The 15,178-nt window shown below is 61.6% G+C and carries 10 protein-coding genes; 9 read left to right on the top strand and 1 reads right to left on the bottom strand.

Annotation, left to right across the window (positions count from 1 at the left end):
* From galE to AC5I5B_RS09770, 4 genes are read left to right on the top strand one after another with little or no spacing between them, the layout of a single operon-like run.
* On the top strand, positions 1-984 hold the full coding sequence (gene galE, locus AC5I5B_RS09785) for a UDP-glucose 4-epimerase GalE (RefSeq protein WP_003506360.1): 984 nt from the start codon (positions 1-3) through the stop codon (positions 982-984).
* A complete protein-coding gene (locus AC5I5B_RS09780; protein WP_112958612.1) occupies positions 981-2,918 on the top strand; it encodes a glycosyltransferase family 2 protein in 1,938 nt (645 codons plus the stop codon). The genes galE and AC5I5B_RS09780 overlap by 4 nt, the downstream gene beginning before the upstream one ends.
* Positions 2,919-2,932: 14 nt before the next feature.
* Entirely contained in the window at positions 2,933-3,436 is a 504-nt protein-coding gene (locus AC5I5B_RS09775; RefSeq protein ID WP_003506364.1) for a DUF995 domain-containing protein, read from the top strand.
* Between the two features lie 13 nt (positions 3,437-3,449).
* Positions 3,450-4,412 carry a glycoside hydrolase family 26 protein gene (locus tag AC5I5B_RS09770; RefSeq protein WP_060724773.1) on the top strand — a complete coding sequence of 321 codons (963 nt, stop codon included), beginning with the start codon at positions 3,450-3,452 and terminating at the stop codon, positions 4,410-4,412.
* Between the two features lie 51 nt (positions 4,413-4,463).
* On the opposite strand, the gene AC5I5B_RS09765 is transcribed toward AC5I5B_RS09770, so the two are convergent.
* On the bottom strand, positions 4,464-5,648 hold the full coding sequence (locus tag AC5I5B_RS09765) for an AGE family epimerase/isomerase (protein ID WP_112958613.1): 1,185 nt from the start codon (positions 5,646-5,648) through the stop codon (positions 4,464-4,466).
* A gap of 432 nt (positions 5,649-6,080) precedes the next feature.
* On the opposite strand from AC5I5B_RS09765, the gene bcsN reads away from it, so the two are divergent.
* From bcsN to AC5I5B_RS09740, 5 genes are all read left to right on the top strand, one after another.
* Positions 6,081-6,980 carry a cellulose biosynthesis protein BcsN gene (gene bcsN, locus AC5I5B_RS09760; RefSeq protein ID WP_112958650.1) on the top strand — a complete coding sequence of 300 codons (900 nt, stop codon included), beginning with the start codon at positions 6,081-6,083 and terminating at the stop codon, positions 6,978-6,980.
* Between the two features lie 94 nt (positions 6,981-7,074).
* A complete protein-coding gene (bcsA, locus tag AC5I5B_RS09755; protein WP_003506371.1) occupies positions 7,075-9,264 on the top strand; it encodes a UDP-forming cellulose synthase catalytic subunit in 2,190 nt (729 codons plus the stop codon).
* Positions 9,261-11,762 (top strand): cellulose biosynthesis cyclic di-GMP-binding regulatory protein BcsB, encoded by a 2,502-nt coding sequence (locus AC5I5B_RS09750; protein WP_112958614.1) that lies wholly within the window; start codon positions 9,261-9,263, stop codon positions 11,760-11,762. Before bcsA ends, AC5I5B_RS09750 begins: the two co-directional genes overlap by 4 nt.
* Positions 11,759-12,814, top strand: a complete 1,056-nt coding sequence (locus AC5I5B_RS09745) for a family 8 glycosyl hydrolase (RefSeq protein WP_065695084.1) — start codon at positions 11,759-11,761, stop codon at positions 12,812-12,814. The genes AC5I5B_RS09750 and AC5I5B_RS09745 overlap by 4 nt, the downstream gene beginning before the upstream one ends.
* The gene (locus AC5I5B_RS09740) at positions 12,805-15,153 is read left to right on the top strand and encodes a tetratricopeptide repeat protein (RefSeq protein ID WP_162724170.1); all 2,349 of its coding nucleotides are present in this window, start codon (positions 12,805-12,807) and stop codon (positions 15,151-15,153) included. Before AC5I5B_RS09745 ends, AC5I5B_RS09740 begins: the two co-directional genes overlap by 10 nt.
* The last annotated feature ends 25 nt before the right edge of the window (positions 15,154-15,178 follow it).

Raw genomic sequence — 15,178 nt, 5'->3', positions numbered from 1 at the left:
ATGCCCCGCACAATCCTCGTCACGGGCGGGGCCGGATTCATAGGCAGCCACATCTGCAAGGCGCTGGCCCAATCCGGCTTCAAGCCCATCGCTTATGACAATCTCTCGACGGGTCACGCGGATTCTGTCCGCTGGGGTCCCTTCATCGAGGGGGATATTCTGGATCGTGGTCTCCTGAAGGCCACGCTCAGGGAATTCTCGCCGGCCTTCGTCATTCATTGCGCCGCCAATGCCTATGTCGGCGAATCCGTCGAAGATCCGCGCAAATATTACCGCAACAATGTCGGCGGCAGCCTGGCGCTCCTGGATGCCTGTCTCGACCAGAATATCGGCGGGCTGGTGTTTTCTTCCAGCTGCGCCACCTATGGCGTTCCGCCGCAATTGCCGATCCGCGAGGAAACGGCACAAATGCCGGTCAACCCTTACGGGCGCACCAAGCTGATATTCGAAATGGCGCTTGATGATTATGCTGCGGCCTATGGTCTGCGGTTCGTTGCCCTGCGTTACTTCAATGCCGCCGGTGCCGATCCGGACGGTGAGCTTTACGAACGGCATGAGCCTGAAACCCATCTGATCCCGCGGGCGCTGATGGCGGCTGCCGCACGGCTGCCGCAACTGGATGTCTTCGGGGCGGATTACGACACCAGCGACGGCACCTGCATTCGCGATTATATCCATGTTAGCGACCTGGCCGATGCCCATGTCGCCGCCGTCAACTATCTTGCCGAGGGTGGCGAGACGTTGCGCGTCAATCTCGGCTCCGGTCACGGCACATCCGTCGGTGACATCATCCGGGCGATCCACCGCGTGACGGGGCAGGAAGTGCCGGTTCATTTCGGTGCGAGGCGTGCCGGCGATCCGCCAGCCCTGTTTGCGGATATAAAGCGTGCGGAAGAGATGCTCGGCTTTATCCCGAAGCGTTCGGATATCGATACCATCATCCGGACGGCCGGTCCCGGTTTCGGACTGGAGGTGCGGTCATGAAAGCCCGTTCAACCCCTTCCGTTCCCTCGGCCCGCGCCGTCGCAGTCACCAGCGATCTGCGGATGCTGCCGGTCTTTGCCGGCTGGAACCGCATGACCTATCTTCTCGGCATCGGCGGATGGATGGTGACGCTCGCCTATTTCTGGATCTGGTGGCTTGATCGCGATCGCGTCATCGACTGGCCCTATTATACCGTCGTCACGATCACGCTCGCGTGGATCACGCTTCTGCCGTCCTATTTCATCTTCATCTTTCTCAACGCAAGGGTCGTCGACCGGCGCTCCCCTCTGCCACGGGGCAGGGTGGCGATGGTCGTCACCAAGGCGCCGTCGGAACCTTTCGCCGTGGTGCAGAAGACGCTGCTCGCGATGCTGGAGCAGAAGGGCCTGGAGTTCGACGTGTGGCTTGCCGACGAGGCTCCGGATGCGGAAACGCTGAAATGGTGTGGCGCGCACGGCGTTTTCGTTTCCACCCGACAGGGTGTCGCCGAGTATCATCGCAAGAGCTGGCCTCGGCGCACGCGCTGCAAGGAAGGCAATCTCGCCTATTTCTACGACCATTACGGGTATCGGCGTTATGATTTCGTCGCGCAGTTCGATGCGGACCATGTGCCGGAACCGGATTATCTGAGCGAGATCATCCGTCCCTTTGCTGATCCGAAGGTGGGATATGTTTCGGCCCCGAGCATTTGCGATGCCAATGCAGGTGAAAGCTGGGCGGCGCGCGGCAGGCTATATGCCGAGGCGAGCCTGCATGGCGCGCTGCAGCTGGGTTACAATAATGGCTGGGCGCCGCTCTGCATCGGCTCGCACTACGCCGTGCGCACGAAGGCCCTGCATGAAGTGGGCGGCCTGGGGCCGGAGCTTGCCGAGGATCATTCCACCACGCTTCTGATGAACGCCGGCGGCTGGCGCGGTGTTCACGCCGTCAACGCCATCGCCCATGGCGACGGACCGGTGACGTTTGCCGATCTCATCGTGCAGGAGTTTCAGTGGTCGCGTAGCCTTATGACCATTCTGCTGCAATATTCGCGGCACTATGTGCCGAAGCTGTCGCCGCGGCTGAAGTTCCAGTTCCTGTTTTCGCAGCTCTGGTATCCCCTGTTTTCCGGCTTCATGGCGCTGATGTTCGTGCTTCCCGCCGTTGCGCTGATGCGCGGTGATGTGCTGGTCAACGCGTCCTATCCGGCGTTCCTGGCGCATTTCCTGCCGGTTTCGCTGATCATGATCGTCTTTGCGTTCTTCTGGCGTGCCACGGGCGCATTCCGCCCGCATGATGCGAAGCTCTTCAGCTGGGAAGCCATAGTGTTTCTGTTCCTGCGCTGGCCCTGGTCGCTGATGGGTGTGTTGGCGGCAATACGCGACACGATCCGTGGCGATTTCGTCGATTTCCGCATCACGCCGAAGGGCACGCAGGCAAAACCGCCGCTGCCGCTGAGGGTCGTCGCGCCTTACATTCTTCTGGCAGCGCTCAGCCTTGTGGCCATGGTTCTGGCGCCGCGTGAAAACGGGGCGGAGGGCTTCTTCGTCTTCGCCGCCCTCAATGTGGCGATCTATGCGGGCCTTTCGGTGTTTCTGCTCATCCGCCATGCGATGGAAAACGGCGTGCCAAGGCTGCCGGCATTGCGTGGGGGAGCGACCGCCGCTGCCTGTTCGCTGCTGCTGGTGGCGGGGAGTGCCGCAGAACTCAGCTCCCATGCGATCGGCGGGCTGGAAGCCCTGTCGCACGGGCAACCCTATGTCAGTTTCACTGAAACGCGGTTCACGGTCGCCGGCGCGGGCGTGGAGGGTGCCAGATCGGTACGTCTGAAACTGCGCATCGCCGTGCCGGGACTGCGTGGACCGCAGGAAATGCAGGCGGAACCCATGGTGGTGCCGCCGCCGGCGGTGACAACCGGAGAGATCATGCTGGCCGACAATAGGGTCGGACAATGAAGGAGGAGGCTGTGATGAAAACAACAATAAGCAAATGCGGATTCTCCGCTTTCGTACTCTGTCTTGCGGTGGTCGTGCCAAGCGCCGTCCACGCTGCAGGCGGCACGAAGACGCCGAAACCGCTCAGAACCAGCGAAGTCGTGGACATGTACTTCGACAAGACCTGGAAATGGGAAACGGGCGGCGGACGCTTCATTGCCGATGGCCGCAAATTCGTCGCCGCAACGGAAGAAAAGGGCAAGAAGTCCATCGGTGAAGGCCGCTGGACCGTCGATGCCAATGGCACCCTGTGCATGCGCGCCACCTGGAAAAGCGCGGCAGGAAACGGCAAGGCCGATACCTGCTTCGACCATGGCCGCATTGGCAAGGTGCTCTACCAGCGCAAACAGGGCGGGCCATGGTACGTGTTCCGGCACAACCCGCCACGCCCTGGCGATGAGTTCCTCAAACTCGTCCGCAAGGACGATGTCACGCCGCAGATCGCCGCTTACGACAAGGCGATGACGGCAACAAGGTAGGGAGTAAGGTGTCATGCAGATAACAAGAAGAAAACTTTTGTTCGCAGGTGGTGCCGCCGCAGCCTTTACCGCCGGCATGTATCCGGTGCTCAAGCTCGACGCACAGGGTGTCGCCCCCATGACGTCGACGGGCATGAAGACACTTGCCGACAAAAGACCGACATTGCATGCGGACGGCATCCGTTTCGGCGCCTACGATCCGCACGGTGATTTCACGGCCCAGACCGGGGTGGCGTCGGAACATCTGTTCCTGCCCTGGGAGGACGTGGATCTCGACAGTCTCGCACTTGCGGATGCCTACGCTCTGGAGCGCAAGCGCAACGTGTTGATCACGGTCGAACCCTGGTCCTGGGACGTTAACTGGCGGCTCACCTCCGACGAGTTGCGCCGCAAGGTGATGAGAGGTGACTATGACCAGAACATGCAGGCGATCGCCGCGCGCATGTCGGCGATGAAAAGCCCGCTGATCCTGCGCTGGGGACAGGAAATGGAAGACACGTCCGGCCGCTTCTCGTGGTCGGGCTGGAACCCGCGTGATTACATCACGGCGTATAAACGCATGGTGGACATGACCCGCAAGGCGGTTCCCAGCGTCAAGGTGATGTGGTCACCGAAAGGTCTCGAGGGTCTGCAGGCCTACTACCCCGGTGATAGTTACGCCGATCTGGTCGGCCTTTCGGTCTTCGGTCTCGAGGAGTACGACAAGATCGAATATGGCGGACCGAAGACCTTCACCGATCTGCTGCGCAAGGGCTATGGACTTGTCGAAACCTTCAACAAGCCGGTCTGGGTTGCCGAACTGGGTTATGAAGGCGGCGATTCCTATGTTCGTCCGTGGATGAACGACGTGACGCTGAAACAGGCGGATTTTCCAAAGCTGGAAGAGGTCGTCTATTTCAACGACAAGGATGTTCATTCCTGGCCGCACAATCTCGGCAGACCGGACTGGCGCGTCGTGCGCCCGGCCAAGGCCTGATCGACGTCGAAAACCGGCGAGCGGCGATGCCGCTCGTCCGGTGCTCCAATACTAGTTAGCCGTCGCCAGCACTGCCTCGGCCTCATAGATGGCGCAGACGATGTGATAGAAGGTGCTTGCCGGCGCCGGCTCGTCGAGCATCGGCCTGTCGGCCGGCCATTTGTCGAACCAGAGCCCCTTGACCGGCGTGTCAAGGAAAGGCTGCAGCGCGCCGATGGCGCTGAGACCGGAGGCAAGGTAACGCTGCCGCTCCTCGCCGTTCGTGACGCTCGCCAGCCGCACCGAAGCCTTCAGCCATTCCGTCTGCGGCCATAACCGCGCCAGCCCGTCATGCACCGAAAAATCGTCGTAGAGGCTCATCACCGCCACCTTGCGGCGCGCGCAGATGCCGTGCTCTTCGCCGATCTGGAACAGGCGTTTTGCCTTGTCGATCGCTTCATCGTTTCCGCGCAGGCTGCCCCAGCGCACCAGAAGCCATGCCCATTCGAACTGGTGGCCCGGCTCCATGATCCGGCCCTTGTCGCTGTCGTGGGGTGTCCAGTCATGGGCGAAGAACTCGCGCAGCCCGCCATTGCCGCTATCAATGAAGCGGGTTAGCGCCAGACCGGCAATCTCATCGGCAAGCGCCGACCACGGGCCTTGCGGGTCCTGCAGCTCCCAGGCCAACATCGCCTCGAAAAGATGCATATGCGGATTGGAGCAGAGCGGTGCGCGAGGCGGGTTTTCTTCCTCGAAGCCCGCAATGGGATGTCTGTAGTCGCGCTCGAGGATGGCAAGAATATCGAGCGCCCGGCCGCGCATCTCGTCCCTGCGCTCGGGAAGGCTGGCGGCCGTCTGTGCGGCGGCGAAAAGCGCAAAGGCCTGATTGTAAAGATCGAAAGAGGGGTCGATCAGCCTGCCGGTCTGGTCGGCAAGGTTGCCGTAAAGGCCGTTTTCAAGGCGATAAACCTTCTCGAACCAGGAGAGACCGTGGAGGAGCGCATCTTTCCACGGCCCCTGCCATCCGTGCTGGCCGGCGGCGGCAAAACAATAGGCCTGACGCGGCTGCACGCGGGCGCGGCGGTCATCGGAAAAAACCGGCTTCGCATCCTGGCCGAGACGCTCGTAAAAGCCGCCATCCGGGCGGGCCGAACCCGCCTCCCACCACAGGGGCAGGGCGTCTTTATCCAGCCATTTGCGTAATGTTCCGATCTCTTCGGCAAGCGTCTGCGCGATGCTCGGAAATTGCACTGTCATATGGTAACTCTCTGTTTTTACAGTTGAATTAAAAATTTGACCAATAAAAACACGTAATAATAGACGCAAGTAGACCATGGGACATATTGCGCTGCAACCGTAAAATTATCGGCCTGACAGGACGCCAACCCCTGGCGGCGTCATTAGTTCCCCTTCTTTCGTGGGAGATGAGGGCCGCAACGGCGATTCGCGATTCATAAAGTGTCAGAAATTACAACGCAAATTTGAGATTGCTTATTCGTAGTCCTCACGTATTTCGTAGCAATGGTCTGGTCATTAGTGATTCGGTCTCCTTTTAACCTGGGCGGCGTTGGGGAAACAAAGGGGCGCAAGGCAGTGAAATTTTCTGCCTATACTTCATTGCTGTTCTCCGTTGCGGTTCTTTCGGGCTGCAATACTCCCGCGGGCGTTCGGTCGTTCGGCGGCGCGCAGATGGCGTCTCCTTCCGAGGCGCTGGTTTTCCCCCCGCCCGGCGGTCCCGAAATCGTCACCGTGGTCAACCGCACCTATTCCAACGCCGTGGCGCAGCAGGTCATTTTGCGCTCTGAGGCCGCGACCCCCGGGCAGAATTATATCAAGGCTGAGTTTTTCGGCCCGCAACAGGCCGGCGATACCGGTGGCGACGCCCTGGCTTTTTCCGGTTTCCGGGCATCTTCCGTCGCGCGGGAAATCCGCGCCGAGTTTCCGGGCGAAAACATAGCCATGTCGGCAAATTACCTGCAGAACGGTTATGGTGCGTTTTCCTATGCCGCCGGCCACGGCCGCGGCGACGATAGCTGCCTTTATGGCTGGCAGGACATACGCTCGCCGGAAAGCATGCGGCAGGACTTCCGCAATCTAGGACGCATCAAGGTGCGGCTGCGTCTTTGCCAATCTGGCGCAAGCGTCGAGCGGCTGCTGGCGGTCATGTATAATTACACCATTACCGGCACCTATGCCTCGCCAAGCTGGAACCCCTACGGCACGCCGCGGGCCGTCGATCAAAATCTCGGGCGACCCGGGAGCCCGGTCTATCCCATGAAGGCGGAGGATGTGCCGATGCGGCCCGGCGGCGAAGTGACCGCTAGTGTGCCCGTCCGGCCGGTCCGCCGCGTGGCGGCCGTCACGCCCGCGCAGCCGGAACCACAGCCTTTGCCGCCCGTTGCTGCCGTCAATATCCCATCGCCCACATCGACGGGTTCGCCGATCCAGCCTGTTCGATCTTCGGTGGCGGGCAGGCGGATGGACGGCGGGCCGGTGGAAAGCAGCCGGCAACCGTCGCAGGTGCCGCAGGTGTCCATTCCCTCGCCAGCTTGTCTGTCCGGTTCGGGAGCGTCACCAGGATGCAGGTGATCGCCGGAACCAGCGGAGAAGTGAGCGCCGAGGCGCATATCGCAAAATTTCCGGACCTAAATTCCGGATGGGGACGAGAACGGAAAGTTTCTGGATGAACAAGGCCATCACAGTCATTGTCTGGTTGCTTGTGTCGCTTTGCGTTCTGGCCATCGTCACGATGCCGGTCAGCCTGCAGACGCATCTGGTGGCGACCGCGATTTCGCTCATCCTTCTCGCAACGATCAAGAGCTTCAACGGGCAGGGCGCGTGGCGCCTCGTCGCGCTCGGTTTCGGCACCGCCATCGTTCTGCGATATGTCTACTGGCGTACCACGAGCACACTGCCGCCCGTCAACCAGCTCGAAAACTTCATTCCCGGTTTTCTGCTCTATCTGGCGGAGATGTACAGCGTCGTGATGCTGGGGCTCAGCCTTGTCATCGTATCGATGCCGCTGCCGTCGCGCAAGACGCGGCCCGGTTCGCCCGATTATCGGCCGACGGTCGATGTCTTCGTGCCGAGCTACAACGAGGATGCTGAACTTCTCGCCAATACGCTGGCAGCGGCCAAGAACATGGACTATCCGGCTGACCGTTTCACCGTATGGCTGCTGGACGACGGCGGCTCGGTGCAGAAGCGCAACGCCAGCAATATTGTCGAGGCGCAGGCGGCGCAGCGCCGCCACGAAGAGCTGAAGAAGCTCTGCGAAGAGCTCGACGTGCGTTATCTGACGCGCGAACGCAACGTCCATGCCAAGGCCGGAAATCTCAATAACGGTCTTGCCCATTCGACCGGCGAGCTTGTGACCGTGTTCGACGCCGACCACGCGCCCGCCCGCGACTTCCTGCTGGAGACGGTGGGATATTTCGAAGAGGACCCCCGGCTTTTCCTGGTGCAGACGCCGCATTTCTTCGTCAATCCCGATCCAATCGAGCGCAACCTGCGCACCTTCGAGACGATGCCGAGCGAAAACGAGATGTTCTACGGCATCATCCAGCGCGGTCTCGACAAATGGAACGGCGCTTTCTTCTGCGGTTCCGCCGCCGTGCTGCGGCGCGAGGCGCTGCAGGATACGGAAGGTTTCAGCGGCGTCAGCATCACGGAAGATTGCGAAACGGCGCTCGCGCTGCATTCGCGCGGCTGGAACAGCATCTATGTCGACAAGCCGCTGATCGCCGGCCTGCAACCCGCCACCTTCGCAAGCTTCATCGGCCAGCGCAGCCGCTGGGCGCAGGGCATGATGCAGATCCTGATCTTCCGCCAGCCGCTGTTCCGGCGCGGTCTCTCGTTTACGCAGCGTCTCTGCTATATGTCATCGACGCTGTTCTGGTTGTTTCCGTTTCCGCGCACGATCTTCCTGTTCGCGCCGCTGTTCTACCTGTTCTTCGACCTGCAGATTTTCGTGGCCTCGGGCGGCGAGTTCCTAGCCTATACGGCGGCCTATATGCTCGTGAACCTGATGATGCAGAACTATCTCTATGGCAGCTTCCGCTGGCCGTGGATTTCTGAGCTTTACGAATATGTGCAGACGGTTCACCTTCTGCCCGCCGTGGTTTCGGTGATCTTCAACCCCGGCAAGCCCACCTTCAAGGTGACGGCGAAGGATGAATCCATTGCCGAGGCGCGGCTTTCGGAAATCAGCCGGCCGTTCTTCGTCATCTTCGCGCTGCTGGTGGTGGCGATGGCCTTTGCCGTATGGCGCATCTACAGCGAACCCTACAAGGCGGATGTCACGCTCGTGGTCGGCGGCTGGAACCTGCTCAATCTCATCTTTGCAGGCTGCGCGCTCGGTGTCGTTTCCGAACGCGGCGATAAGTCGGCGTCGCGGCGCATCACGGTCAAACGGCGTTGCGAAGTCAAGCTTGAGGGCAGCGACGCCTGGGTGCCGGCTTCTATCGATAACGTGTCGGTGCACGGGTTGCTGATCAATCTCTTCGATAGCGCGACGAATATCGAAAAAGGGGCGACGGCCATCGTGAAGGTCAAGCCGCATAGCGAGGGTGTGCCGGAAACCATGCCTGTCAACGTGGTGCGGACGGTTAAGGGCGAGGGTTTCGTCTCGATCGGTTGCACCTTCTCGCCGCAGCGCGCCGTCGATCACCGCCTGATCGCGGACCTGATTTTCGCCAATTCGGAACAGTGGAGCGAGTTTCAGCGGGTGCGCCGCAAGAACCCCGGCCTTATCCGCGGCACGGCGATCTTCCTGGCCATCTCGCTCTTCCAGACGCAGCGTGGCCTCTATTATCTGGTCCGGACGCTTCGGCCCGCTCCCAAAGACGCCAAACCTGTCGGAGCCGTAAAATGACCGGCCGTAAATCCATCCGGGATTCTCTGGCAGTGCTGGTATGGGGGGCCGTTGCGACGGGCGCGATGGCGCAGTCCTCCCCCTTCGACATGTCGCCGGAACGGCCCGCCCAAACTGCTCCGACACCCGTACCGCCGTCCGCCATTCCGCCTGCCGTACCGCGCCAGCAGCCTCCTGCCCAGAAGCCGGCCCCAACGCCGTCTCAGCCATCCGCCACGCCGCCCTTTTCGGTTCAGCCCGCGCCGCAGCAGCAACAACGCCCCGCCGTTCCGTTGCCGCCGCCGGTTTCGGCTCCTCCGCGTCAGGAAGGCGCAAGGCCGGTTCCGGCGCAGGCCTCGCCGCTCAGCGCCGACAGCCGCCGCCGATATATCCTGCCCTATGAAAAGCTCAGCCTTTCCGGTGAGATCGACCGCCGGCAATGGAGCATCTATCTGACGCCGGAGCAGGTGAATGCCGCCGTTTCGCTCAATATCGGCTATCAGAACGCCATCGTGGTCGCGCCGGAAAGCTCGAATTTTCAGGTCAGCCTGAACAATGTCCCGCTGGAGCCGGCGCGTATTGAAGCGCCCGACAGCGAGGGCAATGTCTCCTTGAAGATTCCGCCCGGCGTCCTGCAGGTCGGCTCAAATGTCGTGAGACTGGGCGTGCAGCAACGCCACAGAACCGATTGCACGATCCAGTCCACCTATGATCTGTGGACCGATGTCGACCCTGCGAGCACCTATATCGGCTTTAATGCCGATGTCGCAGGAAGCTTTGCCAATATCGACGATATTCAGGCAACGGGGCCGGACGGCAAGGCGATGACGTCGATCGAGATTGTCGCGCCGGCACTGGGCAATCCGGCGTTTGCGGATTCTCTCCTGCGTCTTTCACAGGCGCTAGCGCTCAGAACCCAGATGCCGAACCAGGCGATCCGTTTCGTGGCCGCGCCTTCCACAGAACGCAAGGCAGGCACGCTGACGGTCCTCGTCGGAACCGCCCGTGAGATTGCCGGGATAGTCGGTACGCTGCCGCCCGAGGCGTCGGCGGGCGCCTTTGCCGGCTTTGGCGCCGCAGCACCTAGCGGTCTTTCGCCGCTTTTCGTCAGCGGCCCCAGCCCGCAGGCGGTTCAGGCGGCAATAGAGACGCTGTTTTCCTCGATATCGCGTACGCCCGGCGCGCAGAGAACGACCTTTTCAACCCGCAGCTGGCATGCGCCCGATGTGCCGCTTGTGATGTCGGACCGCCGTATCGCGCTTTCCGAACTTGGCCTGGAAAGCACCGAATTTGGCGGCCGGCGTTTCCGCAATGAGTTTTACGTGGGCATGCCCGCCGATTTTTATGCCTCGGCCTATGGCGAGGCGTCGCTTCTGCTCGACGCCGCCTATTCGTCGCAGGTACTGCCGGGCAGCCATATCGATATCTACGTCAATGACGAGATCGCCTCGACCGTGCCGATTTCCAACAATGGCGGCGGCATTTTCCGGCATCTGCCGATCAATGTGACGATGCGTCATTTCAAGCCGGGGCCCAACAAGGTAACCATCGAGGCGGTGCTGATGACGGCGCAGGATCAGGCCTGTGCGCCGGGCGCGCCCGCCAGCACGACCCCGCGTTTTGCGTTGTTCGACACGTCTGAACTTCATATTCCGGACTATGCACAGATCGGCCGCAAGCCCGACCTCGCCGCGATGGCGGGCGCCGGACAGCCCTATCGGACCGGCGGAACTCCTGTTGCACTGTCACTCGACCGTTTTGACACTGACACCATGTCTGCGGCAGCGACGCTGATCAGCCGACTGGCAAGCGTGGCGGGGCATCCCATCAACATCGAGACTGTCGCATCGCCGCTGGTGATCGGCGACCGCGACGCGCTGTTCGTTGGAACGATTTCGCAATTCCCGCAGGCATTGATCGGCCAGTTTAATCTCGTTCCTTCCAGCCAGATATCCTGGAAAATGGGAACCGGCGTTCAGCCGCCCGCCCAGAGCAGCGAAACCCTCTTTAACGACTGGCGGGAGCGGGTGGACGGAGGTGTCTGGGAGGGGCAGGTGTCGTCTCTCGAGGACTGGATGAAGCGGAATTTCGACCTGAGCTCGGATACGCTGCGCTTCCTGCCGGCGGCCGAGCAGCTCTATGCGCCACCCGGCAATGTCTCCTTCATGCTGGCGCAGGGACTCAGCCCCTCCGGCCAGGGGGTGTGGACGCTTGCCACAGCACCGACATCAGCGGAACTTCTTGACGGCATGGCGGCGATGACGCGGGAAAACCGCTGGCGCGGTGTCACGGGTCGTGTCGCCGCCTACGATGCCGCTGCCGAAAAGCTCGAAACGGTGGAGGTGGAGCGGCCGTATTTTTACGTCACGCGGGCGTTTTCCCTGTCCAACTGGAGGCTGGTTGCCGCCAACTGGCTGTCATCCAATGTGCTTTCCTATTCGCTGGCATTCATCGGTTTCGTTTCTCTCCTCGGCGTCGCAACTTTCACGATGCTGCGCATGATGGGGCGGCATCGATGAAGAACGGGATCTCGAAACTGGCCGGCATTCTCCTCGTGTCCGTGATGGCGGTGTTTGCAGGTATTTCGGTCAGCTGCGCCGCTTCGGTCTCACCGGAAGCGTGGTCGACCTATAAGGGTGCATTTCTGGATTCCGGTGGTCGTATCATCGATACCGGCAACGGCAATATCAGCCACAGCGAAGGGCAGGGCTACGGCATGTGGCTTGCCGTGCTTGCAGACAACCTGTCCGACTTCGAATTGATCTGGAGTTTCACACGTACCGAGCTCCTAGTGCGTGATGACGGACTTTCCGCCTGGAAATGGGATCCGCGCACCAAGCCGCATGTCACTGATATCAACAATGCCACGGATGGCGATATTCTGATCGCCTATGCGCTGGCGCTGGCGGCCGGGCAATGGAACCGTCAGGATTATGCCGAAGCATCCGCGGCCATCGCATCCGCCGTTCTCAAGAAGACGGTGGTACAACGTGGCGGGCGGGTGCTGCTTCTGCCGGCTGCCAGCGGTTTTGACGAGGGCGACCGGGAGGACGGGCCAGTGGTCAATCCTTCCTATCTGATTTTCGAGGCGTTTCCGGTCCTCAATCTCGTTGCGCCATCGCCGCTCTGGAAAGCTCTTGCCGATGACGGCGTGGCGCAGATCGGCGCCTTCGCTTTCAGCGATAGAAAACTGCCGGCCGATTGGGTGTCTGTGAAGACGAAGCCGCAGCCGGCGTCGGGTTTTCCGCCGGAATTCGGTTATAATGCGGTGCGTATTCCGCTTTATCTTGCAATGGCGAAGATGGGCTCGCCGGATCTGCTTTCCCGTCTGAAAACCGGCATGACGCTGGAAAGCGGCGCTGCCGGAACCTTCGACCTGAAGAGTGGCGAGGTCAAGGATGTCCTGTCGGATCCCGGCTATCGTATCATTCCGGCGCTCGCCGGCTGCGTCAGCGGGGGGGCGGCCATTCCCGCCGAACTTAAAAACTTTCAGCCAACACTTTATTATCCCTCCACATTGCATCTTCTGGCATTGTCGTTTCTGGCAAGGAATAACGGGGAATGCCGATGAACAAGCCATTGTCGACCTCGGCTCTCATCCTGCTTCTGATTGCGCTCGCCGCCTTCCACTGGCGCGACAGCATTCTCGGGCGGGTTTCGGACGTGCATACCTCGGCGGTCGGTGATAACCGCGCCGTGCAGCGCATTTCGCCGGCAGCCAATCCGGCGCAGATCAACGCTTTCGTCAAAAACCGCGAGATGGCGCAGGTGACTCAGCCCGCGACACCGCCGGTAACGGTGCCGGCGACCGATCCTTTGCCGGTGACGCAGGCCGGCGGGCAAGCACCGCAAACACAGACGGCGCAGGCACCGGCCCCCCGTACGCCCCAGCCCACATCGGGCAGCATGCCCGAAGTCGATCTCAGCGCGCTACGCTATTTTGCGGCGAGAGGCGATACCCAGCGCCTTCAGGCTGAAATCGCGCGTCTTCGCACGCTTTATCCCAACTGGACGCCGCCGGCCGGTCCTCTCGCCATTCCCGAAAACGGCGATCCGCGGCTCGATGCCATGTGGCAGCTTTATACAGATGGCCGTTATGCCGAGGTGAGAAAGGCGATTGCCGACCGCCAGCAGGGGGAACCCGGCTGGCAGCCGCCCGACAATCTGACGGGCATGCTCACCTTGGCCGAAGCGCGCCAGCGGCTCGTCAATGCCTCCGATCTCAAGCAATATGCGACGGTGGTGGATACGGCGGCCAACAATCCCGGCCTGCTGACCTGCAGCGAAGTCGATGTTCTGTGGCGGGTGGCCGACGCCTTCGCCAATACCGACCGGATGGGACGGGCGCGCGACGCCTATCTCTACATTCTCAACAATTGCACTGTTGCAAGCGACAGGCTCGCCACGGTGCAGAAGGCATCTGCGCTTCTGCCGGCGGAAATGATGGACGATCTGCTGGCCAAGGAAAAACCTGGCGCAGACGGCCAACTGGAATTCGAACCGGTGAAGAACGATCTCGCCCGCCAGTTTGTAGCCAAGGCCGGGGAAAAAGTGAAAGAGGGCGAAAAAGAGCGCATCACCGTTCCCTCCGCCTATGTGATGCGGCTTGAGCGGCTTGCCGAAACCGACAAGCTTGCGAGCGACGCCCTGTTGCTCGGCTGGTACAATATCCGCCAGAAGAACATGACAGAGGCGGAAAAGTGGTTCCGCAAGGCGCGGGAAGAGGAAGACAGCGCGTCCGCCTCTCAAGGGTTGGCGCTGGCGCTGATCGACCGTAACGAGCCGCGCGAGGCCGAGGACGTCATGTATAAATGGCGCACGGCTTCCGACGATGCGCTTGCGACCTATCTTGCCGCAACGGCCAATATTCTTGCGCTGCAGCCGCCGGTCGTGCTGCCGCCGGATGTGTTGCAACGCATCGCCGTTGAAACCGTGGCGCGCAAGGATGCGGCCACCGCGCAGCAATTTGGCTGGTACTCGCTCGCCTTCCGGCAGACCCCGCTTGCGTTGCAATGGTTCAGCACGGCTCTTGGCTGGAAGCCCGATGATGAGCCGTCTGCCTACGGCATGGCCGTCAGCTATCACGATCTTCGCAATCTCGCCGGTCTGCGTGGCATCCAGCAGCAATGGGCAAGCCGCTCCCAGCGGATCGCCGATGTGGGAACGGCGCGCATGGTGGATCAGTCCGGGCAGACGGTTGCCCCCATAACCGCGCCATCCACTGCCCCACAGGCGACGGCGCCTGCACCGACCTATGCGCCGCAGGGCGAGACGGCGGTGGTATATGCCCCGCCTGTCGTCCAGCAGCCGGAACCTTCGCGCAAGCAGGCGCGCCGCCCGGCGCAGGTGCAAAGGGAAGCTAGCGCCGCATCGCGCCCACGCTCCTGCGCGGCCTATCCCGATCCGCAGCGTCTGCCGCCGCAGCAGGCGCTCGATCTCGGCTGGTGCCTGATGGAGACGAACCGGCCGGCGGAGGCGCTGAAAGCCTTCGAAGCCGCGCTTGAAGGCGGTCAGTCGGCAGTTAAAAGCGACGCAGCCTATGGCCAGAGCCTTGCTTATCTGCGCATGGGCTTGACGGACCATGCCGCCGTTTCGGCGACGAAATCGAGCATGGACCGCCCGCGCGCGACGGAGCTGCAGGTCTCGATCCTTGCTGACCGCGCGGTTTCTGCCTTCCAGTCGAAGCGTTATGCCGAAACGCTTCTCCTGCTCGACCAGCGGGCACGGCTGGCGGATGAGCGCACGGACCTGATGGTGCTGCGTGGTTATTCCTACCTCGCCATGCGCCGTTACGGCGAAGCGGCACAGATTTTCGAAAGCCTGACAGCCATCGGAAATCAGGATGGGATCAAGGGCCTGGCTGCCGTGCGCGCCGCTCGTCCGAGTAACGGCCCGCAGGGCGGCGGCTGAGGCAGGCCGGCGTGACGCCGGTGGC

The sequence above is a fragment of the Agrobacterium sp. genome (assembly GCF_059499945.1).
This window is presented reverse-complemented; position numbering and strand designations above follow the sequence as displayed.